At 75.5% G+C, this 19,604-nt stretch carries 20 protein-coding genes and 1 tRNA gene; 9 read left to right on the forward strand and 12 right to left on the reverse strand.

Features of this window, described 5'->3' with window-relative positions; all coding sequences use genetic code 11:
- Positions 1-92 precede the first annotated feature (92 nt).
- Positions 93-1,538 (forward strand): DUF2079 domain-containing protein, encoded by a 1,446-nt coding sequence (locus RM780_RS12525; RefSeq protein ID WP_311630734.1) that lies wholly within the window; start codon positions 93-95, stop codon positions 1,536-1,538.
- Positions 1,539-1,576: 38 nt separating this feature from the next.
- Positions 1,577-2,113, forward strand: a complete 537-nt coding sequence (locus RM780_RS12530; protein ID WP_311630735.1) for a GNAT family N-acetyltransferase — start codon at positions 1,577-1,579, stop codon at positions 2,111-2,113.
- 42 nt (positions 2,114-2,155) lie between these two features.
- On the opposite strand, the gene RM780_RS12535 is transcribed toward RM780_RS12530, so the two are convergent.
- From RM780_RS12535 to RM780_RS12560, 6 genes are all read right to left on the reverse strand, one after another.
- Positions 2,156-2,890, reverse strand: coding sequence for a D-Ala-D-Ala carboxypeptidase family metallohydrolase (locus RM780_RS12535; protein WP_311630736.1), 735 nt, complete (start codon positions 2,888-2,890; stop codon positions 2,156-2,158).
- A gap of 147 nt (positions 2,891-3,037) precedes the next feature.
- Positions 3,038-3,670, reverse strand: a complete 633-nt coding sequence (def, locus tag RM780_RS12540; protein WP_311630737.1) for a peptide deformylase — start codon at positions 3,668-3,670, stop codon at positions 3,038-3,040.
- 74 nt (positions 3,671-3,744) lie between these two features.
- Positions 3,745-4,737: a tetratricopeptide repeat protein gene (locus RM780_RS12545; RefSeq protein ID WP_311630738.1), complete on the reverse strand. Its 993-nt coding sequence runs from the start codon at positions 4,735-4,737 to the stop codon at positions 3,745-3,747.
- A 147-nt stretch (positions 4,738-4,884) separates the two neighbouring features.
- Positions 4,885-5,172 carry a mycothiol system anti-sigma-R factor gene (gene rsrA, locus RM780_RS12550; RefSeq protein WP_311630739.1) on the reverse strand — a complete coding sequence of 96 codons (288 nt, stop codon included), beginning with the start codon at positions 5,170-5,172 and terminating at the stop codon, positions 4,885-4,887.
- A complete protein-coding gene (locus RM780_RS12555; protein ID WP_394812953.1) occupies positions 5,169-5,804 on the reverse strand; it encodes a sigma-70 family RNA polymerase sigma factor in 636 nt (211 codons plus the stop codon). The genes rsrA and RM780_RS12555 overlap by 4 nt, the downstream gene beginning before the upstream one ends.
- Before the next feature lie 302 nt (positions 5,805-6,106).
- Entirely contained in the window at positions 6,107-6,919 is an 813-nt protein-coding gene (locus tag RM780_RS12560; RefSeq protein WP_311630741.1) for an SOS response-associated peptidase, read from the reverse strand.
- A gap of 161 nt (positions 6,920-7,080) precedes the next feature.
- Between RM780_RS12560 and RM780_RS12565 the strand changes: the two genes are divergently transcribed.
- A complete protein-coding gene (locus RM780_RS12565; RefSeq protein ID WP_311630742.1) occupies positions 7,081-8,523 on the forward strand; it encodes an SCO2400 family protein in 1,443 nt (480 codons plus the stop codon).
- A 31-nt stretch (positions 8,524-8,554) separates the two neighbouring features.
- On the opposite strand, the gene RM780_RS12570 is transcribed toward RM780_RS12565, so the two are convergent.
- Positions 8,555-9,427: a spermidine synthase gene (locus tag RM780_RS12570; protein WP_311630744.1), complete on the reverse strand. Its 873-nt coding sequence runs from the start codon at positions 9,425-9,427 to the stop codon at positions 8,555-8,557.
- 39 nt (positions 9,428-9,466) lie between these two features.
- Positions 9,467-9,838: a hypothetical protein gene (locus RM780_RS12575; RefSeq protein ID WP_311630745.1), complete on the reverse strand. Its 372-nt coding sequence runs from the start codon at positions 9,836-9,838 to the stop codon at positions 9,467-9,469.
- Positions 9,839-10,025: 187 nt separating this feature from the next.
- Here RM780_RS12575 and RM780_RS12580 point away from each other — a divergent pair, with 187 nt between their 5' ends.
- On the forward strand, positions 10,026-11,372 hold the full coding sequence (locus RM780_RS12580) for a tetratricopeptide repeat protein (RefSeq protein ID WP_311630746.1): 1,347 nt from the start codon (positions 10,026-10,028) through the stop codon (positions 11,370-11,372).
- Between the two features lie 22 nt (positions 11,373-11,394).
- Here the strand turns inward: RM780_RS12580 and RM780_RS12585 are convergent, their stop codons facing one another.
- Positions 11,395-12,003 carry a histidine phosphatase family protein gene (locus RM780_RS12585; RefSeq protein WP_311630747.1) on the reverse strand — a complete coding sequence of 203 codons (609 nt, stop codon included), beginning with the start codon at positions 12,001-12,003 and terminating at the stop codon, positions 11,395-11,397.
- 169 nt (positions 12,004-12,172) lie between these two features.
- Between RM780_RS12585 and RM780_RS12590 the strand changes: the two genes are divergently transcribed.
- The 3 genes from RM780_RS12590 to RM780_RS12600 all read left to right on the forward strand — a co-directional run bounded on the left by RM780_RS12590 (position 12,173) and on the right by RM780_RS12600 (position 13,756).
- A complete protein-coding gene (locus RM780_RS12590) occupies positions 12,173-13,201 on the forward strand; it encodes a phosphatase PAP2 family protein (RefSeq protein ID WP_311630748.1) in 1,029 nt (342 codons plus the stop codon).
- Positions 13,202-13,240: 39 nt separating this feature from the next.
- Positions 13,241-13,609 (forward strand): hypothetical protein, encoded by a 369-nt coding sequence (locus tag RM780_RS12595; RefSeq protein ID WP_311630749.1) that lies wholly within the window; start codon positions 13,241-13,243, stop codon positions 13,607-13,609.
- A gap of 73 nt (positions 13,610-13,682) precedes the next feature.
- Positions 13,683-13,756: transfer RNA gene (locus tag RM780_RS12600), tRNA-Lys, on the forward strand.
- Positions 13,757-13,836: 80 nt separating this feature from the next.
- Here RM780_RS12600 and RM780_RS12605 read toward each other — a convergent pair.
- On the reverse strand, positions 13,837-15,054 hold the full coding sequence (locus RM780_RS12605) for a M6 family metalloprotease domain-containing protein (protein ID WP_311630750.1): 1,218 nt from the start codon (positions 15,052-15,054) through the stop codon (positions 13,837-13,839).
- 353 nt (positions 15,055-15,407) lie between these two features.
- Between RM780_RS12605 and RM780_RS12610 the strand changes: the two genes are divergently transcribed.
- Both RM780_RS12610 and RM780_RS12615 read left to right on the forward strand, forming a co-directional pair.
- Complete coding sequence (locus tag RM780_RS12610) at positions 15,408-17,177, forward strand: putative bifunctional diguanylate cyclase/phosphodiesterase (protein ID WP_394812949.1); 1,770 nt, start codon at positions 15,408-15,410, stop codon at positions 17,175-17,177.
- 70 nt (positions 17,178-17,247) lie between these two features.
- On the forward strand, positions 17,248-17,598 hold the full coding sequence (locus RM780_RS12615) for a hypothetical protein (RefSeq protein WP_311630751.1): 351 nt from the start codon (positions 17,248-17,250) through the stop codon (positions 17,596-17,598).
- A gap of 85 nt (positions 17,599-17,683) precedes the next feature.
- Here RM780_RS12615 and RM780_RS12620 read toward each other — a convergent pair whose 3' ends face one another.
- Together RM780_RS12620 and RM780_RS12625 are read right to left on the reverse strand one after the other, a co-directional pair.
- Positions 17,684-18,418, reverse strand: a complete 735-nt coding sequence (locus tag RM780_RS12620) for a maleate cis-trans isomerase family protein (RefSeq protein WP_311630752.1) — start codon at positions 18,416-18,418, stop codon at positions 17,684-17,686.
- Positions 18,419-19,297, reverse strand: coding sequence for a maleate cis-trans isomerase family protein (locus RM780_RS12625; RefSeq protein ID WP_311630822.1), 879 nt, complete (start codon positions 19,295-19,297; stop codon positions 18,419-18,421). It lies immediately after the preceding gene.
- Positions 19,298-19,604: the final 307 nt, after the last annotated feature.

Consider the following 19,604-nt stretch of genomic DNA (forward strand, 5'->3'; position numbering starts at 1 on the left):
GAACCGCTCTTCGGCTCGGGCCGTCACCACCCTAGGGTGGTGACGGCCCGAGCCGGGCGACGATCCGAGACGCACCTTGGGGGACCAGGCCCATGACGACCACCGCGCCGAAGGCCCGAACCCCGCTCGCCCCTGCCCGAATACCCGGGGCGGAGGCCGCCGGCCGCCCGTACCGCGACCCCTGGCTGCTGGCCGCCGGCTTCTTCGTGATCTACGCCACGCTGTCGGTCACCCGCTACCTCCGCCACGAGAACCAGTCCTGGGACCTGGGCATCTTCGAGCAGGTCGTGCGCTCCTACGCGCACCTGCGCGCGCCCGTCTCCGACCTCAAGGGCCCCGACTTCCCTATCCTGGGCGACCACTTCAGCCCGGTCACCGCGCTGATCGCCCCCTTCTACCGCGTCTTCCCCAGTCCCGTCACCCTGCTGATCGTCCAGGCCGCGCTGTTCGCGCTCGCCGTGGTGCCCGTCACCCGGGCCTGCGCGCTGCTGCTGGGCCGGGCCCGGGGCGCCGCCCTCGGCATCGCCTACGGGCTGTCCTGGGGCGTGCAGCGGGCCGTCGACTTCGACTTCCACGAGATCTGCTTCGCCGTCCCCCTGATCGCCTTCGCCCTGGAGGCCGTGCTGCGGGAACGCTGGCGGGCCGCGCTGCTGTGGGCGCTGCCGCTGCTGCTGGTGAAGGAGGATCTGGGCCTGACCGCCGCGGCCATCGCCGTGGTCGTCGCCCTGCGCGCCCGGCACCGCTCCCCCGGCACCGTGGCCCCGGCGCTCGCGGTGGCCGCGGGCTGCGCGGTGGCCTGCGCGCTGATCATCAGCTTCCTGATACCGGCCTTCAACGCGGGCGGCGACTACGACTACTGGACCAAGCTCGGCGAGGACGACGGGGGCGGGGGGCCGCTGGCGCTGCTCGCGCCGCTGGGCGAGGGGACGGGCGAGAAGTTCAGGACCCTGCTGTGGGTGCTGGTGCCCACCACCGGGCTGCTGGCGCTGCGCTCCCCGCTGCTGGTGGTCCTCCTGCCCACCCTGGGCTGGCGGTTCGTCTCCCAGGAGCCCCACTACTGGGGCACCGACTGGCACTACAGCGCCGTGCTGATGCCCGTGGTCACCCTGGCCCTGGCCGACGCCCTGGCGCGCAGCCGGCACTCCTCGCGCCCCTGGCTGCGCCGTTACGCCCACCACCTGCCGGCCGCCGCGCTGGCGTGTGCCGCGGCCCTGTGCACCGCGCTGCCCGTGGCCACGCTGACCAGCGCGGACACCTACCGCCCCGGGCCGGTGGCGCGGGCGGGCGACCGGGTGCTGGCGGCCGTTCCCGACGGCGCCGAGGTGGCCTCCAACGTCCGGCCCATCGCTCATCTCACCGGCCGCTGCCGGGTCTTCTGGATCGGGGACACCGGCGGCGTGACTCCCGAGTACATCGCCTACTTCGACCCGGCGCACACCGAGGTGTCCCTGCTGCGGTACGCGACGGAGCGCTTCCCCGAGGCCCGCTACCGGGTGGTGGCCGAGGAGGCGGGCTACTGGGTGCTCCGGCGGGCGTGACCGGGCCGTTGTCAGACCCCTCCGGCACACTGGGTTCCATGGACATCACCGTGCGGGAGGCAAGGGCCGGGGAGCTGGCAGCGGTCGGCGAGCTGGTCGCGCAGGCGTATCTGGGCGACGGGCTGCTGACGTTCGGCGCCGCCGACCCGTACCTCGCGGAGCTGCGGGACACCGCGCGCCGCGCGCGGCACGCCGAGGTGCTGGTCGCCACCGGGCCGGGGGCGGAGGGGCGCGACCCGCTGCTGGGCAGCGTGACGTTCGTCGGCTCGGGCGGGGAGTTCGCGGACATAGCCGGGCCGGGGGAGGCCGAGTTCCGGATGCTGGCCGTGGCGGCCCGGGCGCGGGGCCGGGGGGCGGGCGAGGCGCTGGTGCGGGGGTGCGTCCGCCGGGCCCGGCGGTTGGGGCACCGGCGGGTGGTCCTCTCCAGCCAGTGGCGGATGCACGCCGCCCACCGGCTCTACGCCCGGCTCGGCTTCGTCCGGGCCCCCGAGCGCGACTGGGAGCCCGTGCCGGGCCTTCCCCTGCGGGTCTTCACGCGGGAGTTGGAGGGGTCGGCCGTCCGCACGGAGGGCTGACGGCGGCCGGGCCGGAGCCCGGCCGCCGCGCGGGGTGCCCCCTCAGATGCCGCAGGACGAGGCGGACCAGGTCTGCGAGGGCTTGTGGGCCAGGTGTGTGTGGTCACCGTGCCCGGGGTAGCCGGGGCCGAGGATCTCGCGCCAGCCGTGGTAGCGCGCCCGCTGCGCCAGCGCGCACAGCGAGGGCGTTCCGGTGAGGTCCACCGCGTCGCCGTAGAGGTGGCGGCTGGTGGAGGAGCCTCCGGCCGCGCTGTTGCAGGCGTAGGAGCGGAAGCCGCTGCTGACCGTGATCGCCCGGTCCCCGAGCGCGTGGCGCAGGGCCTCCAGCTTCCACATGTTGACCAGGGCGTTGGCCCGCGCCTGCGAGGCGCTGACCGCGCCGCCCGACCAGTCGGAGTTGCAGCGGTTCAGCTCCGCGTAGCTGAAGTGGATGGGGGTGCAGTCGTTGTCCTGGAGCGCGTAGATCTGGTTGAACGTCCCACTGCCGGCCACGCCGTCGGCCTGGAGGCCGTAGGCGGACTGGAAGCGCTGGACGGCCGCGGCCGTGGCCGCACCGTAGACGCCGTCGAGGGCGAGCACCGAGCCGTAGCCCGGGTAGCCGGAGACGCGGATCTGGAGCTGGCGCACGTCCTCGCCGGAGGAGCCCTGGCTGAGGGTGCGGCCCCAGGTGTAGCAGCCGTCGGCGTGAGCGGTGCCTGCCATGGCGACCGTTCCGGCAGTCAAGACTGAGGCGAACATGACAATCGACAGGATGAGACGCACCACGCGTCCTGACATTCTTCCTCCGTGGGGGAGAGAGGGAGAGCGAAGGAGCCGATCGGACCGAGCGTGACCCAACTATCAACGCGCGTCAACCGCGTGGGCCCGGGACGTCGAGGGCCGGCCGCGGGACCCGCGGCCGGCCATGGGCTGATCGCCGGGCGCTCAGCCCTCGTTCGGCACCGTCTCGTAGCGCGGGGTGCCCTCGGCCATCATCTTCAGCGCGTTCTTCCGCTCGCGCTTGGAGAGCCGGTCGATGTAGAGGCGGCCGTAGAGGTGGTCCGTCTCGTGCTGCAGACAGCGGGCGAAGTAGCCCGTGCCGCGCACGGCGATGGGCCGGCCCTCCGCGTCCTGCCCGCGCACCACCGCGTAGTCGGGGCGGGGCAGTTCGGCGTAGGCGGTGGGGACGGACAGGCAGCCCTCGTTGTTGTCGTCCAGCACCCGGGCCTCGGCGGGCAGCTCCTCCAGGACGGGGTTGCACACCACGCCGACGTGGCGCACGCCCTCGTCGTCGTTGCAGTCGTAGACGAAGACCTTCAGGTCCACGCCGATCTGGTTCGCGGCCAGGCCGACGCCCTCCGCGGCGCGCTGGCTGGCGAACATGTCGTCGATCAGCCGGGCCAGTTCGTCGTCGAAGATCGTGACGTCCTTGCACTCGCGGTGCAGCATCGGGTGGCCGACCACGGTGATGGGCCGGGCCGTGCCGCGCTCGCGGTGCGCCTGCTCGCGCTCGGCACAGTCCTTCGTGTCGTCGATGAACTCGTCGCTGATGCGCTCATCGGTGTCGTGCTGAGCCATGGTGGGGCCGTATGCCTTTCGGTCCAAACGTCACGAGCCTCGCTCCGGGGCGATCCCCACAGCTTACGGCCGGTTCAGCAAACCTCTTCCAGGTCCCGCCAGTCACGGGTGTCCGGGCTGTCGGCGACCCAGCCGTCCAGCAGGCCGCGCACCAGCGACCCGGGCGCGGCCACCCCGCACTCGCGCTCCGGGGACCACAGGCCGCCGGCGCCCGTGTGCCCCAGCGGGCCCGGCTCGCCCGGGACGCTGTGGTCGTGCGGGTCGTGCTGCGCGAGGCCGTCGCCCTCCTCGCTGGGCATCCGGCTCTCCGAACAGGACCGGCACAGCAGCCGCACCGAGGAGGACCAGTCCTCGGCGGCGTACCCGGCGTCGGCGGCCAGGCGCTCCAGGGCGTCGCGGTCGTCCTCGGTGGCCGCCTCGATCAGCACCACCCAGGTCGGCACCGCCGAGGGCGCCCACAGCTCGATCTCGTCGAAGACCGGGTAGACGGAGGACGGGCCCCCGCTCGTGGTCGTGCGCTCACCGCGCGCCACCCCGTCGTGCAGGACCACCTCGCCCCAGCGGCGGCCGGAGGAGGGCAGCGGGATGCTCTGGATCTCGATGCGCGCCGGGTCCAGACGCCGGCCCCAGACGACCTCGGCCTCGCCCTCGGGGGAGAGCCGCACCGCGGCGCCGCCCAGGTCCATGCCCAGCGGCTCCTCGACCACCGAGGCGGCCCCGGGCACCGGCAGCCCGTACGCCTGCCAGGCGCGGCGGGCCAGCGGCCAGTCCTGGAGGGCGGTGGCCGCGATGCCGAGGTTCCACCAGTCGGGGGCGCCCGTGTCCCGCTCCAGCAGGGCCACGGCCCGCAGCCCCGCCGAACGGGCCTGGTCCCAGTCGTGGCGGAACTTGTGCAGCAGCGCGAGGTTGAACCAGGACTCCGACAGCCAGGGCTCCAGGTCGGCGGCCCGCGTCAGGAGCGCGTCGGCGTCGTCGTAGCGGCCGTCGTCGATGAGGGTGAACGCGCGGTTGGTGGCCAAGCGCCAGTCGGTGGACGGCCGCTGCCGGACCCTGCCGAAGATCCTCACGATGTCCCGCCTGATTCCCGCTTCGTAGCGTGCACTTCACAGTTCTCCTGTCCGTCCCGGAGGGCATCCAACCATGGGCGGACGGGCGCCTGCTCACAGCATGGGTCAGGCGGGGCGCGGGCGCGAGACGGCGGTGGCTGCGGGGGGCTACAGGCCGGGAGTGCCCGGCTCCAGGGGGTCGCCGGCGCGGATGGCGTCGATGCGGCCCAGGACCTTGGCGCGCAGGTCGGACGGCACGTCGTCCTGGCCGCAGCAGCGCTTGACGAGCTTCTTCACCGACTGCTCCAGGCCGTACTTCTCCAGACACGGAGAGCACTCGTCGATGTGCTCCTGGAACTTCTCGCACTCGCCGTCGGGCATCTCGCGGTCGAGGTACTCGTAGAGGCGGTCCAGGACCTCCGAGCAGTCGGTGGGGTTCGACTGGTCGCCGCTCATGATCCCGCGCCTTCCTGACCCTGGGCCCCGGCCGGGACGAGGCCGCGCTCACGCGCGTAGTCCGCGAGCATGTCACGGAGCTGCCGCCGGCCGCGGTGCAGCCGGGACATCACCGTGCCGATGGGAGTACCCATGATGTCGGCGATCTCCTTGTAGGCAAACCCCTCGACATCCGCCAGGTAGACGGCGATCCGGAACTCCTCGGGGATGGCCTGGAGGGCCTCCTTCACGTCGGAGTCGGGCAGGTGGTCCAGCGCCTGGGACTCCGCGGAGCGCAGGCCGGTGGACATGTGCGACTCGGCGCGCGCCAGCTGCCAGTCCTCGATCTCCTCCGCCGCGCTGCGCTGGGGCTCGCGCTGCTTCTTGCGGTAGGAGTTGATGAAGGTGTTGGTGAGGATGCGGTACATCCACGCCTTGAGGTTGGTGCCCTGGCGGAACTGGTGGAACGAGCCGTAGGCCTTGGCGTAGGTCTCCTGCACCAGGTCCTCGGCGTCCGCGGGGTTGCGTGTCATGCGCAGGGCGGCGGAGTACATCTGGTCCAGGTAGCCCAGCGCGTCGCGCTCGAAGCGGGCGTTGCGCTCCGCCTCGGTCTCCTCATGGGTGTCCTCGTCCGTCCCGGTGACCGGACCCACCTCCTCCGCCAGCGTCAGGAGCCCGAGGCCGGGCTCGTCCGCTTCGGAGGATAGACGACGGGTCCCCTCCCCCGCCGGTCGGGACGATCGCCCGGCGGCGAGCCGGAGGGTGGCCCAGTCCACCTCGGCGGCCCGTGCCCGCGAGCCGGCGGCGGCGGGGCGGGGCGGGCAGGCGATGGATCCCATGAGGCGATCTCCCTCTCACAGCGTGCGTGTCGGCTGCGACAACGCGCGCGCGCCCCGGGGCATTCCCGCCCCGTCCGCGCCCCCGTCCGCGCCCCCGGGCGGGGGCGCGGCACGCCTCAGAAGAGGGTCTCCTCCTCGGGCGCCGGCAGCTCGGTGACCAGCTCGGGGCCGTTGTTCCGCACGTTGCTGACGGCGGTGGGGACGGGGTGGGCGCGGAAGTGGCCGGGGGGCGGCGGGGCCAGCAGCGGGCGTATCGCCTCGGGGTCGGTGCGGGCGGGGTCCAGCCAGGCGTCCCAGCGCTCGGGCGTGAGGGCCAGCGGCATCCGGGGGTGGATCTCGGCCAGGGAGGAGGGACCGCCGGGGCGGGCGCCGGGCAGGGGCGTGGCGTCGGCCTCGGTGGTGACCACCGTGCAGGTGGCCCACCAGGCGCGCGGGTGGTCCTCGGGGAGGGTGCGGTCGCGCCAGAACTCGTAGAGCCCGGCGAGGGCGAGCACGGAGCCGTCGGCCGGGGTGACGAAGTACGGCTGCTTGCGGGGGCGCTTGCGCTTCCCCTTCTCCTCCTCCTGCCGCTCCTCGCGGCCCGTCACCCACTCGTAGTACCCGTCGGCGGGGAGCAGGCAGCGGCGGGAGGAGAACGGCCGCCGGTAGGCCGCCTTCTCGTGAACGGTCTCGGCGCGGGCGTTGATCATCTTGACCGCCGCCTCGGGGGACTTGGCCCAGGAGGGCACGAGGCCCCAGCGCAGCGGACGGAGCTGGCGGACCGGCTCGGGCCCGGCGCCGCGCGCCGGGCGGTCGAGCACGGCGTACACCTCCTTGGTGGGGGCGACGTTCCAGTCCGCCGGGAGGGGGTCCTCCGCGTCCCACAGCGCCACGTCGAAGAGCGCGACCAGGTCCTCGGGCCGCCGGCTTGCCGCATACCGTCCGCACATGCGGGCCAGGTTAATCGTCGCCACCGACAGTCCCCGGCGCCGGTCCCGCGCCGGGGCGGTATGGACCGGTTGCCCACCGGCCGGTGGCCGAAACGCCCCCTGCCGCTAGGGTGTTCGCCACCCACCGGCCAACCGCCCACCCTCGAACAGCTCGGGACGCCATGGACTACTGCACCCCTTGTCGACGGCACCTCAACGGCGCGCTGATATGTCCGGGATGCGGCGAGACGACGCACTGGTCCGAGCGCGCGGACGCGGCACGCCGCCCGGCCGACGCGCCGACGCCCGCCCCCACGGACGGCACGGACGGCACGGAGCCCGGGGCCGCCGGCCCGGACCCGGAGCCGGACCCCGCGCCGGGCCCGTGGGCCACGGTCGCGTACGGCTCGACCTCGCCGTACCGCGACGGCCCCACCCGGGGCACGGCCCACCCCCGCGACGGCCGGCAGGCGCCGGGCCGCCGTCGGGGCGGGGAGAGCGCGCCGGGCCCCGCGGGCCTTGGGGGCGACGTCCCCGAATACGGCGAGGCGGTGCGGGGCGTTCCCGGCCACGGCTGGGACGGATCCGCCGCCTCCGGACCGGAAAAGGGCGGCCAGGCCGCGCCGGGCCGCGGCCTGGCGGGGGCGTGGGATGCCGGTGGCGACCGGGGCGGGCACTGGGATGCGGCCGGCCACGGCCCGGACGGGGCGGGCCACCGGCCGGGCGAGCGGGGCGATGCGGGCCCGGGGCCGGAGGGCCCCGCGGCGGAGGGCCCGCGGCACGGGGGGCGGGAGACCGTGGGGCACGCCCCGGGTGGGCCGTTCGCCTTCGGGGAGCCCGGCACGCGGGCGTTGCCCCGCCCGGGCGATGCCTCCACCGGGCAGCGGGAGGTCACGGCCCACCAGGAGCCCGGCACGCGCCCGCTGCCGCGCGTGGATGAGGGGGCCACCGGGGAGCTGCCGGTGGCGGAGGGCGCGGAGGGCGCGGAGACCGAGAGGGACGACAGGGACGAGTCCTGGGCGCCGGCGCCCGAGGCCTGGCCCCCGGCCGTGCCGGGGCGCCGGGCCGCGCTGCGGCAGGCCGCCGCCCGGCGGCGGATGCGCCGCCGTTACGTCATCGCCTGCGTGCTCGGCGTGATCGTGCTGGGCGTGGCCGTGGCCGAGGTCGGCGAGATGGTCATTCCGGCCGGGGGCGCCACCCTCGAGGACGACGGTCCCCAGGCCGCCGCCTCCCCGACCGCCCCCGGCAGCAGCCCGGCGGAGTCGGGGGAGGGCGGGCGGACCGGCCAGGAGACGGACCTGCCCGGGGCGGCCACGGGCGGGCCCGGCACTGAGGACGGCCGGGACCCCGGCGCGAGCGGGGACGCCTCCCCCGGCGCGGACGAGGACGAGGAGCCCGGCGAGGAGACGGAGGAGGCCGCCGACAGCCCGCCCGAGGAGGAGGACGGCGCCGCGCGGACCTCGGCCCCGCCCGAGGACGGTCAGGGCCCCTCGGACGGCGAGGAGCCGCCCAGCTCCTCCGGCGGCCCGACGCAGCCGCCCTCCTCCGGCCCCTCCCCGACAGAGGACGACGGCCAGGGCGGCGGGGACGACGACGAGGACTGCTTCCTCTTCTGGTGCTCCTGACCGCCACGGCGCTCCGGGCCGGAGCGCCGCTTCAGGCGAACGTCCCCGGCGGGGGCGGCGGCGAAGCCGCGGCCGTCGGGTCGGTGACGACCGGGGCCCCGGCCGTGAAGTCCTCCAGCTCGCGCCCCGCCAGCAGCCGGGCCGGCAGCGGGTCCCGCGCGCAGCGCGACGCCAGCTCCGCGACGGGCAGCGGGCCGTCCGAGGCGCACAGCACCCCGTTGCCGAAGCGCCGCCCGCGCAGCGTCCCCGGCTCGGCGGCCAGGGCCACGTGCCCGAACCGGCTGAGCAGCGTGGCGGCCTGACCGCGCAGGTGGGCCAGCGGCGGCCCGTCCGCGACGTTCGCCGCGTACCAGCCGCCGGGCCGCAGCGCGCGGCGCGCCAGGTCCACGAACTCCGCGCTGGTGCAGTGCGCCGGCGTGCGCGCCCCGGCGAAGACGTCCGCGATCACCAGGTCGGCCAGCCCCTCGGGGGCGCGGGCCAGGAACTCCCGCGCGTCCAGGGCCCGGACGCGGATCCGCGCGCCCCCGGGCAGGGGCAGCTCGCGCCGGACGAAGGCGGTGAGCCGGGCGTCGGGCTCGGCGACCTGCTGGGAGGACCGGGGCCGGGTGACGGCCACGTAGCGGGCGAGGGTGAGCCCGCCGCCGCCCAGGTGCAGCACGGTCAGCGGCTGCCGGGGCGGCGCGGCGAGGTCGGCGAGGTGGCCGAGGCGCCGCTGGTACTCGAAGGCGAGCCGGGTGGGCTCGGCGAGGTCCACGTGCGACTGCGGGGCGCCGTCGAGGAGCAGCTCGTAGGCGCGGGAACGCCCGGGGTCGGGCACCAGGCGGGCCTGGCCGCCGTCCACGGCCTCGGTGGGGCCGGCGGCGGCGCGCTGCCGTCCGTTCCGCCGCTCCGGTCTCCTCGCCACGTCCCCAGTGTGACGGGTGCGCCGGGCGCGCGGGGGGCGCTATTGGCAGCGGTCCACGGCGCGCAGCAGGGTGACGGCCTCGCGGAGCGCGGCGCGCAGGCGGTCCGGCTCGGTGGTGTCGCCGGTGGCGCCGCCCGGCGGGACGAGCCAGCCGCTGCCGGAGACGGGGGGCTGCTTGCCGCGCGGCGGGGCGCCGAAGGTCTGGGTACAGGCGCTGCCGGGGAGGTCCCAGCCCTCGGCCGTGCCGGGCGGGACGAGGAAGCCCAGCGTGTCGCCCTCCCGGTCGTGCAGCACCGGGCCGACGCGGTGGCGCAGCCGCAGGATGTCCACGGCCTCCAGTCCCTCCCGCGCGGGCACGGTGACCAGATCGCAGGGCTGCTCGCCGGATGCGGCGTCGTCGCTGGCCGCCATGGGGTCCTCCTTCAGGCTCGGCAGTGGGGCGTGTTGTTCAACGCGCGACCACTGTCAACGGCTACGGCCCGGTTCCGCCGTAACGGGTGGCAGTTCATGGCAAATGTGGGGGTATATGCCGGGCTTATGGAGATATTCCGGTTGATACGGACGTAGCCGCGCGACCACAGCCGGTACCTTCCCGGCCATGGACACGTCCCCCAACGAGGCGTTCCGGCGGCTGCGCGGGCCGCTGTCCCAGGGTGAGTTCGCCGCCGCTGTGCGGCGGGCGGCGCGCGAGATCGGCGAGCGGGTGTGCTGCGACGCGCGGTACATCGGCCGGGTCGAGTCCGGAGAGATCAGGTGCCCTAACTACGCCTATGAACGGGTATTCCTTCATATGTTCCCGGGCCGTTCCCTCGCCGAGCTCGGGTTCCAGCCCCGGCTGGTGGTCCGCCGGCGCCGGCCCCCGCGGCCCGCGCTCCCGCCGCCGGCGCCGGCCAGGAGCACCGACGACCCGGAGGAGGGCGACGTGCTGCGTCGCGCATTGCTGACCGGCGGCCCGGCCGCCGCCGTGTCCCTGACCGCGCTCGGCGCCCTGCCCGCCGCGGCGGCGTCCGGCCGCCCCGGGGCGGCCGAGGCAGACGACTTGCGCCGCGCGGTCCGCGACCTGCGTCTGCTGGACGACCGGTTCGGGGCGGACGCCCTCTACCGGCCGGCCGCCGCCGCGCTGCGCGCCGCGCAGGACCTGCTCGACGCCGGCGCGCGGGAGCGCGCGGTCTCCGAGCGGCTGTACGCGGGCGCGGGCGAGCTGGCCATCTCGGTGGGCTGGCTGGCGCACGACTCGGGCCGCCTGGAGGACGCGCGTTCCCACTACGCCGAGGCGCTGGCCGTCGCGCGGGTCTCGGGCGACGCGGCGCTGGAGGCGCACGCCTTCTGCAACGCGGCCTTCCTCGCGCGGGCCGCGGGCCACCCCCGGGAGGCGGCGCGCGCCGCCCAGGCAGGGGAGCAGGCGGCGCGGCGGCTCGGCTCCCCCGCGCTGCGGGAGCTGCTCGCGCTGCGCGAGGCGGCGGCGCGCGCGGCGCTCGGGGACGCGCGCGGCACGCGGGAGGCGCTGGCGCGCGCCGAGGGGCACCGGGCACAGGGCGCGGGGGCGGGCGTTCCGGAGTGGATGTCGTTCTTCGGGCCCGCCGAGTCCGCGAGCCAGGAGGCGTCCTGCTGGGCGCTGCTGGGCGACTGGGAGCGGGCCGCCCGGCGCTCGGCCGCGGCGGCCGGACTGGCCGCCCGCGACCCGCACTTCGCGCGCAACGGCGCCCTCTACACCGCCGAGCTGGCCTCGCACCTGGCGAAGGGCGGCTCTCCCGAGGAGGCGGCGGCGGCCGGCTCCCGGGCCCTGGCCCTGCTGGGCCAGGTGCGCTCCTCCCGCCTGACCGGCCTGCTCTCCCGCACCGCGCGCCGCCTGGCCCCCGCCCGCGCCGACTCCACGGTCGCCGCCTTCCTGGACCGCGCTGCCGCGCTCCCGGCCCCCTCCCCGGCCGGCCCGGTGCGGGCCTGACCCCCCTGACCCGCCCGACGCCTCAGGCCGTCGGGTCCAGGTGGCCCGTGTCGTTCCAGCGTTCGAGGGCGGGGGCGCCGTAGGCCCAGCCCAGGACGGAGAGGGCGGCGGCGTCCAGGCGGAGGCGCGCGGCGAAGGAGAGGTCCTCGCCGAGCCAGCGGGCGGCGAGGGAACGCAGGATGTGGCCGTGGGCGAAGAGCACCGCGTCCCTGCCCGCGTCCCGGACCCGGGCGATCACCTCGTCGGCGCGGGCGGACAGCCGCTCCCTGCTCTCCCCGCCGGTGACCCCGTCGCGCCAGATGACCCAGTCCCCGCCGCGGGCCGCCGCGATCTCCTCGGTGGTGCGGCCCTCCTGTTCGCCGTAGTCCCACTCGTGCAGGTCCTCCCACACGGCGGCGCGGTCCCCGAACCCGGCCAGCTCGCAGGTGTCCCGGGCCCGGGAGAGCGGGCTGGTGGCCACGAGGGCGCCGGGCAGGCCGTCCCACGGCCGGGCGTGCAGCCGCGCGCCCAGCGCCTTGGCCTGCGCCCTGCCCTCCTCCAGCAGCGGAACGTCCGTGAGGCCGGTGTGTCGCCCGGCCACCGACCAGGAGGTGCGGCCGTGGCGGAGGAGCAGGATGCGGGCGGGGGCCATACGGGTCCTTTCGGTCGTGACGCCGCGCACCGGGCGTCTCGGGCGTCCCTCATCATCGCGCAGGCAACCACGGCGGGCTCCCCCGCGTCTGTTGTTCGTAACTTCGCCGTACGGTGGACCCCGTCGACAACGACGTGACCTACGACGTGAACACATGGAGTCAGACCGCATGCCCCGAGTACGGCCGCGCTGGTGGACCGAGCTGATGGTGATCGTCGTCGTGTACGGGGCGTACGCCGTGGCGCGCCTGATGGCGCGCGGCGACGTGGCCACCGCGGTGGACAACGGGCTGGCCATCCTGCACCTGGAGAGCTCGCTCTGGATGCACCTGGAGGGCCCGCTCAACGACCTGTTCACCCAGGAGAAGTGGCTCGGGGTCCCGTCCTCCTTCGTGTACGCCTCGCTGCACTACATCGTCACCCCGGCGATCCTGGTCTGGCTCTACCGCCGCCGCCCGGTGCACTACCGACTGATGCGGACCTGGCTGCTGACCTCGACGCTGCTGGGCCTGATCGGCTTCACGCTGATGCCCACCAGCCCGCCGCGCCTGCTGCCCGGCGAGTACGGCTTCGTGGACAGCCTCTCGCAGTACGCCGGGTACGGCTGGTGGGCCGACGACGCCAGCGCGCCCAGCGGGATGGGCGACTTCACCAACCAGTACGCGGCCATGCCCAGCCTGCACGTGGGCTGGTCGGTGTGGTGCGGGGTCGCGCTGTGGCACTACGGGTCGCGCACGCCGCTGGTCCGCGCCCTGGCCGTGGGCTACCCGCTGATAACGACGATCGTCGTGATGGGCACCGGGAACCACTACTTCTTCGACGCGCTTGCGGGCGTGGTCGTGATGACGGCCGGCCTGCTGCTGGCCGGGCCGCTGCTGCGGAAGCTGGACCGGATCAAGGACCGGGTGGGGCCCGCGGCGGGCGCGGAGGCCGCGGCGCCCGTTCCCGCCCCGGCGCGGGCACAGGTCTCCGCGCGGGCGCAGGCGCAGGTCTCCGCCCAGGTCCCTGCCCAGGCGCAGGCATCCGCGAACGCCCCGGGCCACGCGCCCCCGCGCCCCGCGGCGGCCGTGGACGGGTCCCGCCTGGTGCACCCGCAGCGCGGCCCAGTGGACGGACCGGCGGGACCGCCCCGCCGCGCCGACGAGCCGGCGCGGCACAATGGAGCGGCGGCCGGCGCCCAGCACGGGCCGTCCGCCTGAAGCCGCGGCCCGTCCACCCCACCCTGGAGGCCCAGTTCCATGGCTGACCCCGGCCCCGCTCCCGACCAGGGCGGCGGCCCCCGGCGCCCGCGCCGGCCCGCCGCGCTGTTCTTCGAGCCGCCCGCGCCGCAGCCGGACGAGGAGCACTTCTTCGCGCTGGAGACGATCACGGACCCCGGGGAGCTGCTCGCCCGCGCGACGGAGCTGGCGCTGGCGTTCCAGGCCGCCGCGGACCGGGCCGTGGAGTTCCAGGCGATGGCCGCGGCGCAGTTGGCCGACCCCTCCCGCTTCGACGCCCTGCCCGCGGCGGCCGTCGGGGACCTGGCCGGGTGGACCGAGGACTACGCCGCGAAGATGGTCGACTACGGCCGGAAGCTGCTGCGCGGGCGGCCCTCGCCCGAGGAATGAGGCCCAGGTCGGGGGCCGTGGATCGGATTTTTGCTCCACGTGGTCCGGGTGCTAAGGTCTACGACGTCAGCAGGCGCCGCTAGCTCAGTTGGTTAGAGCAGCTGACTCTTAATCAGCGGGTCCGGGGTTCGAGTCCCTGGCGGCGCACCGACAAGGCGCCCCACCAGCCGGTTCACGGCGGGTGGGGCGCCTGTCGTTTGCCTTCGCGTGCCCCGGGGGACGGGACCTCAGTCGCGGACGATCTTGATGTCCCAGCCGCCGGTGACCGTACGCTCCCCCACCTCGACGCGGACCCCGGCGGCGGCGTCGTAGTAGCTCTCGCCGGTCTCCAGCGGGGCGTCCGCGAGGCTCGGGTTGACCGAACGCGCGTGGCAGGCGCCGGTGTCCGGGTGGCCGTCGAGGACCTCCACCGGCCCGTCCGCCGAGGCGACGTCGCTGCGCACCCGGTAGAGCAGCACGCCGCGGGTGCAACTGGAGGAGTCGTTGCCGACCGGCGTGCGGGCCTCCGCGACCAGGGCCTCGGCCGGGCCGGTGCGGACCACGGCGAGGCGGGTGTCGGCCTCGGGGCTGCGGCGGTCCAGGGGGGCGCCCAGGGGCTGGAGAGTGTGCAGGGTGGTGCCGGAGCCGCGCACGCAGGCGACGTGGCCGGGACCCAGCCAGCCGAGCTTCCACTTGTGCCAGCCGAACAGCTCGGGGGCCAGGCCGAATTGGCTGCCCATCAGGTCCCAGTCCCCCACGTGCGTGTCCCAGTCGCCGTAGGCGCTCTCGGGCCGGTGGTAGAGGTCGGGCAGGTCGAAGACGTGGCCCGTCTCGTGGGCCAGGACGTTGCGGTCGGGCATGCGGCGTTCGAAGACGGTCACGACCCGGCGGATCTCCGTCTTGCCGACGGGGACCGGGCGGTCGAAGTTGACCACCTTGGTGGCGTCGGAGTCCACGCCGGGCGCGTCCGGGTCCGCGACCAGATAGACCATGTCGTAGCCGGACAGGTCCACCCGCTCGGAGACCAGGCGCAGGGCGTCCCGCAGGTAGGCGGAGCGGCGGCCGGGCTCCCAGTCGCGCCGTATGCCGTAGGAGCGGGAGGGGTGCGGCATCCGCAGCCAGTCGCCGATCACCTCGGCGCGCAGGTCGAGGCGGCCGTAGGAGGCCTGCCGGAAGAAGTCCGAGGTGGCCGGGAAGTAGTCGGAGGCGATCCGCTCGGGGGTCAGGCGGGGGGCGGCGTCGGGGAAGGACAGGAAGAGCATCACGGCGTTCAGCGCGCCCACGGGCTTGGGGTAGTCGCCGTTCCAGGTGTCCAGGCCCTCGGAGTGGTGGACGGGCGCGGCCCGGGGCAGGCTGCACGGCTCGTCGGCCAGGGCCGCGCTGCCGGGGCCCGCGGTCATCGTGCTGCCCAGCAGGGCGGCCAGGGCGGTGAGCACGGCGGCGGGTCTGCGGGGGGCGCGGCGCAACGGGACCTCCGATCGGGCTCGGGGAAACCCCTAGGGAGACCCTGAGGGACCTCAAGGGAATATCGCCCCCACTCTCGCCCCATTTGACCCGACACGCGCCATTTCGCTAGGCCGCCCGAGTCGGCCCAGTATGATTACCCTGCGTATACGCCGGTCGTGAACGGTCCGAAGCCCGACCGTCACCGCGCAGAAACGGTCAGCTTCTCCACGGCCCGCGACGCACCCGCGCGACGGGCCCCCCGACGGGCGCCCGGGCCACTGGATCGGGCCCGCCGCAGCCTCTATGATCGCCACTTCCAGCGCGGATACGCGGGCAGCCGGGGAGCGCCCGAGCACACCATCGGGAGCGATCGGTGAACGGACCCCACAACGCACCGGGCCACGGCCCCGGACCCGCCCTCGGGGCGACCCCGCCCCCCTGCACGGAGGGTGACCACCTCCGGGACTACCGGGCCGCCTTCCAGATCGCCCATCTGCCCATGGCGCTGGTCGGCGCATCCGGGCGCATCCTCTCCGCCAACGCCGCGTTCGGCGCCCTGCTGGGCATCGAGCCGGAGCGGCTGGCCGGGCAGCACGCCGACCGCCTCGCCGGCCTCGGGCTCGACGGCCGCAGCCGCGGCTCCTACCGGGCGGCGCTGCGCGGCCACGGCGAGCGGCTGCGCTGCACCCGCCGCCTCAAGCACGCCGACGGCCACTCCGTGTGGGCCGAGATCACCGTCACCCCCACCGGCTCCCCCGAGGCGGCGGCCCTGCTGACCGTCGTGGACGTCAGCGAGCGGCGCGACCTCCAGCAGCGGCTGCGGCACCTGCGGATGCACGATCCGGTCACCCGCCTGCCCAACCGCACGCTGTTCTTCGAGCGCCTCACCGCCGCGCTCGCTGACTCCGCCACCGGCCGCATCGGACTGTGCTACGTGGACCTGGACGGCTTCAAGGCGGTCAACGACACCCTCGGCCACCGCGTCGGCGACCAGCTCCTGGGCGCCGCCGCCCAGCGCCTGGCCCAGTGCGCCACCGGCGCCGGGGGCCACCTGGTGGCGCGGCTGGGCGGCGACGAGTTCGCCGTGCTGGTCGAGGGCTCCACCGGCACCGAGCAGCTGACCCGGCTGGCCGAGGGCCTGCTGGCCGCGCTGCACCGGCCGTTCGACCTGACCGGCGGGCAGCGGGTCGCGGTCACCGCCAGCATCGGCGTGGTCGAGCGCGAAGCGGCCACCACCACCCCCACCGGGCTGACGCAGGCCGCCGACACCACCCTCTACTGGGCCAAGGCCGACGGCCGCGCCCGCTGGACCCTCTTCGACCCCGAGCGCAACGCCCACCGCGTCACCCGCCAGTCCCTCTCCGCGACGCTGCGCCAGGGCGTGGAGCGCGGAGAGTTCGTGCTGGAGTACCAGCCGATCGTGGGCCTGGCCGACGACGTGGTGCGCGGCGCGGAGGCCCTGGTGCGGTGGCGGCACCCGCAGTTCGGGGTGCTGGGCCCGGACCGCTTCGTCCCCCTGGCCGAGGAGAACGGCGCGATCGTCCCGCTCGGCCGCTGGGTGCTGGCGGAGGCGTGCCGCCAGGCCAGACGCTGGCAGCTCGCACACCCCGGGCCGCCGCGCCCGCCGATGTTCGTCAGCGTCAACGTCGCGGTACGGCAGGTGTGGGACTCCGACCTCGTCCACGACGTGGCCCAGGCCCTGCGGGAGACCGGGCTGCCCTCGGGGCTGCTCCAGCTCGAACTCACCGAGTCCGCCGTGATGGGCTCCACCGGACGCCCGCTGCGGGCGTTGCAGGCCCTCTCCGACATGGGCGTGCGGATCGCCATCGACGACTTCGGCACCGGGTATTCCAACCTCGCCTACCTCAGCCGCCTCCCGGTGCGCGCGCTGAAGCTGGACGGGACCTTCGTGCGCGGCTTCCGCACCGCGCGGCACCTCAACCCGGCCGACGAGACCATCGTCACCTCCCTCGTGCAGCTGGCGCACAAGCTCGGACTGACCGTCACCGCCGAGTGCGTCGAGGGTCCCGCGCAGGCCGAGCGGCTGCGCCGGATCGGCTGCGACACCGGTCAGGGCTGGCACTACGCCCGGCCGATGCCCGCCGACGACCTCGCGGCGCTGGTGGCGGCCGGCCCCTCCTGAGCCCGGTGTGGCGAGAGGTACACGACGCGCGTGTTGTCCGCGCGCCCGCGCGCCGGAATACTCCCGGGCCATGATCGCGGCTGACACCCTGACCGTCGAAGCATTCGAACGGCTCCTCGCGGACGAGTCCGTGCCCGTGGTGCACCGCGCCCTGTGGCTCCTGCTGTGGATCAGCGACAAGAAGGTGCTCGACCTGCTCGCGCTCCAGGTCGCCGACGCGGACGCGGTCCGCCCGCCCCCGGGGAGCCCCTATGCCGAGCGCGCCGACGCCCTCCTGACCGCCCTCGCCGCGGACCGCGCCTCCGGCCCCCTGTTCGCCAACGGCCCCCGCACCCTGACCTGGGACGAGGCGGTCCGCACGGCGGCCTCCAAGGGCGTCGCCCTCCACACCTTCCGCACCAGCGGCAAGCACCACCGCTAGCCGCACGGCGGTTCACGAACGTTCGGGCCAACGCCCGTGGCGGGCGCGGTCGTACGGCGCGCGCCGCCGCGCCACGCGCTCGCGTTCAGGCCGGGGTCGCGAAGAGCGAGCCCAGGGCCGGGCAGGGCGGTGCGTGGCCGAGGAGGCGGAGGCCCTCCCACGCGGTGACCTGGTTGGCCGTCAGGGCGGGCTTGGCGGCGGCCGTTTCCAGGTCCGGGAGCCAGGCGGCGGTGTGCAGGGCCGTGTCCGGCAGGAGCACCGCGTCCGCCTCCGGATGGTCGCCGGCGCGGACCAGGGCCAGGACCTCCTCGCGGCCCCAGGTCCCCACCTCCGCCGCCGTGATGATCCCGCTGCCGCGCAGCGCCACCACCTCCAGGCCCGCCGCCTTCAGGAAGCCGGCGAACAGCGCCGCCACGTCCTCCGGATAGGTCGCCGCCACGGCGACGCGGCGCGCGCCGATCGCGTGTGCGGCCCGCGCGAAGGCGAAGGACGTGGAGGAGGCGGGCAGCCCCGCCGCCGAGGCCAGGCGGCGCACCTGGTCCCCCGCCCCGTCCCAGCCGAAGACGAAGCTGGCGCTGGTGCACGCCCACACCACCGCCTCCGCCTCCCGCGCGGCCAGCTCCCCGAGGCCGGCGGTCAGCCGGTCCACCGAGCCCATCTCCAGCAGGGCGTCCACCCGGTGCGCGTCCGTGCCGATGTCCGTGTGCGCCAGCGGCAGGCGCACGTCCGCGCCCGCGTCGTTCAGCAGCGCCTCCATGCGCGGGAAGTCGTCCTCGGCGGAGTGACCGGGGTAGAGGAACCCCGCGGTGGCGATGGGCATTCAGACCTCCTCGTCGGGGAGCGGCTCGGGAAGGAGCGCGTCGGGAAGGGGCGCCGCCGTCTCGGCGGCCGTCAGGGGCGCGGAGGACTCCACGGAGGTCAGCGGCGCCGGCGCCTCGGCGGCCAGGGAGGCCGGCCCACGCCGGGCCACCGGGTCGAGAAGGGCCTGGTACGGGCCCACCGCTCTCTTGCCGAGGGAGCGCAGCGCGGCCCACAGCGTCACCTGGTTCGCGGAGAGCACCGGCATCCGCAGCTCGGCCTCCAGCTGCGGGATCACGTCGTAGGTCGGCAGGTTGGTGCAGCTGAGGAACAGCGCCTCGGGGGCGTCCGCGACGACCCGGCGGGCCATGTCGACCACGTCGCGGTAGCTCACCCGCCAGATCTCCCGGGTCAGCCCCAGGTAGCTGCGCCCGCACACCTCGATCCCGGCCTCGCGCAGGTAGCCCTCCAGCGCGTCGGTGACCGAGCGGGTGTAGGGCGTGACCACGGCTATCCGGCGCGCGCCCAGCTCGCGCAGCGCCTCAAGCAGCGCGCCCGAGGTGGTCAGCGCCGGCAGGTCGCCGGCCTGCCGCATCGCCGCCGTCATGGCACGCTCCCCCGCCAGACCGCCGACGAAGCTGCCGGAGGTGCAGGCGTAGGCCACCACGCCGGGGGCCACGGCGGTCAGGGCCCGGACCGCCTCGCGCAGCGTCTCGTGCTCGCTCACCAGCCGGGCCAGATCGAGGCTGACCTCGACGGGGACGAAGGGTGTGCGCGTGAGATGGAGCGAGACGTCGTCGGGCACCCACCGCCACAGCTCGCGATCGAGCGCGAAGTCGAAGGGCGCGACGACTCCGATGCCGCGCTGCGGAAGCGGACCGCCGAGAAAGGCGACGTCCAGGGACGGCTCATCCATTCCTCAACCCCCAATCAGGACGGGGCGGACTCCGGGGCGGTGCAGTCGCGCGGCGGGCGCGCGCCGTGCCGCGGGGCACGGGAAACGCCGGGAGCGCGGGTGACGCGATGGAACTGTGGGAACTGTGGGAACTGTGGAACGGTCGTGCGGCACCGCGGCGGCGCGGCGCGGCGGGGGCCGGGGCAAACGTCCCGGGAACGCCCGGAGGGTGCGGGAAGCGGCGTGCGGCCGACGCTCCGTCGGCGGCGCGAGGACGCTTCATTGACGAAGGTAGATACGGTTCCTACGGTGG

It is taken from the genome of Streptomyces boetiae, assembly GCF_031845405.1.
GTDB lineage: Bacteria > Actinomycetota > Actinomycetes > Streptomycetales > Streptomycetaceae > Streptomyces > Streptomyces boetiae.

Coding starts and splice junctions, on each gene's coding strand:
- RM780_RS12535 (WP_311630736.1), bottom strand. CDS start 2,890: ATGTCAGGACGCGTGGTGCGTCTCATCCTGTCGATTGTCATGTTCGCC.
- RM780_RS12575 (WP_311630745.1), bottom strand. CDS start 9,838: ATGGCGGCCAGCGACGACGCCGCATCCGGCGAGCAGCCCTGCGATCTG.
- RM780_RS12560 (WP_311630741.1), bottom strand. CDS start 6,919: ATGTGCGGACGGTATGCGGCAAGCCGGCGGCCCGAGGACCTGGTCGCG.
- RM780_RS12580 (WP_311630746.1), top strand. CDS start 10,026: ATGGACACGTCCCCCAACGAGGCGTTCCGGCGGCTGCGCGGGCCGCTG.
- def (WP_311630737.1), bottom strand. CDS start 3,670: ATGGCTCAGCACGACACCGATGAGCGCATCAGCGACGAGTTCATCGAC.
- RM780_RS12525 (WP_311630734.1), top strand. CDS start 93: ATGACGACCACCGCGCCGAAGGCCCGAACCCCGCTCGCCCCTGCCCGA.
- RM780_RS12615 (WP_311630751.1), top strand. CDS start 17,248: ATGATCGCGGCTGACACCCTGACCGTCGAAGCATTCGAACGGCTCCTC.
- RM780_RS12530 (WP_311630735.1), top strand. CDS start 1,577: ATGGACATCACCGTGCGGGAGGCAAGGGCCGGGGAGCTGGCAGCGGTC.
- RM780_RS12585 (WP_311630747.1), bottom strand. CDS start 12,003: ATGGCCCCCGCCCGCATCCTGCTCCTCCGCCACGGCCGCACCTCCTGG.
- RM780_RS12620 (WP_311630752.1), bottom strand. CDS start 18,418: ATGCCCATCGCCACCGCGGGGTTCCTCTACCCCGGTCACTCCGCCGAG.
- RM780_RS12590 (WP_311630748.1), top strand. CDS start 12,173: ATGCCCCGAGTACGGCCGCGCTGGTGGACCGAGCTGATGGTGATCGTC.
- rsrA (WP_311630739.1), bottom strand. CDS start 5,172: ATGAGCGGCGACCAGTCGAACCCCACCGACTGCTCGGAGGTCCTGGAC.
- RM780_RS12595 (WP_311630749.1), top strand. CDS start 13,241: ATGGCTGACCCCGGCCCCGCTCCCGACCAGGGCGGCGGCCCCCGGCGC.
- RM780_RS12565 (WP_311630742.1), top strand. CDS start 7,081: ATGGACTACTGCACCCCTTGTCGACGGCACCTCAACGGCGCGCTGATA.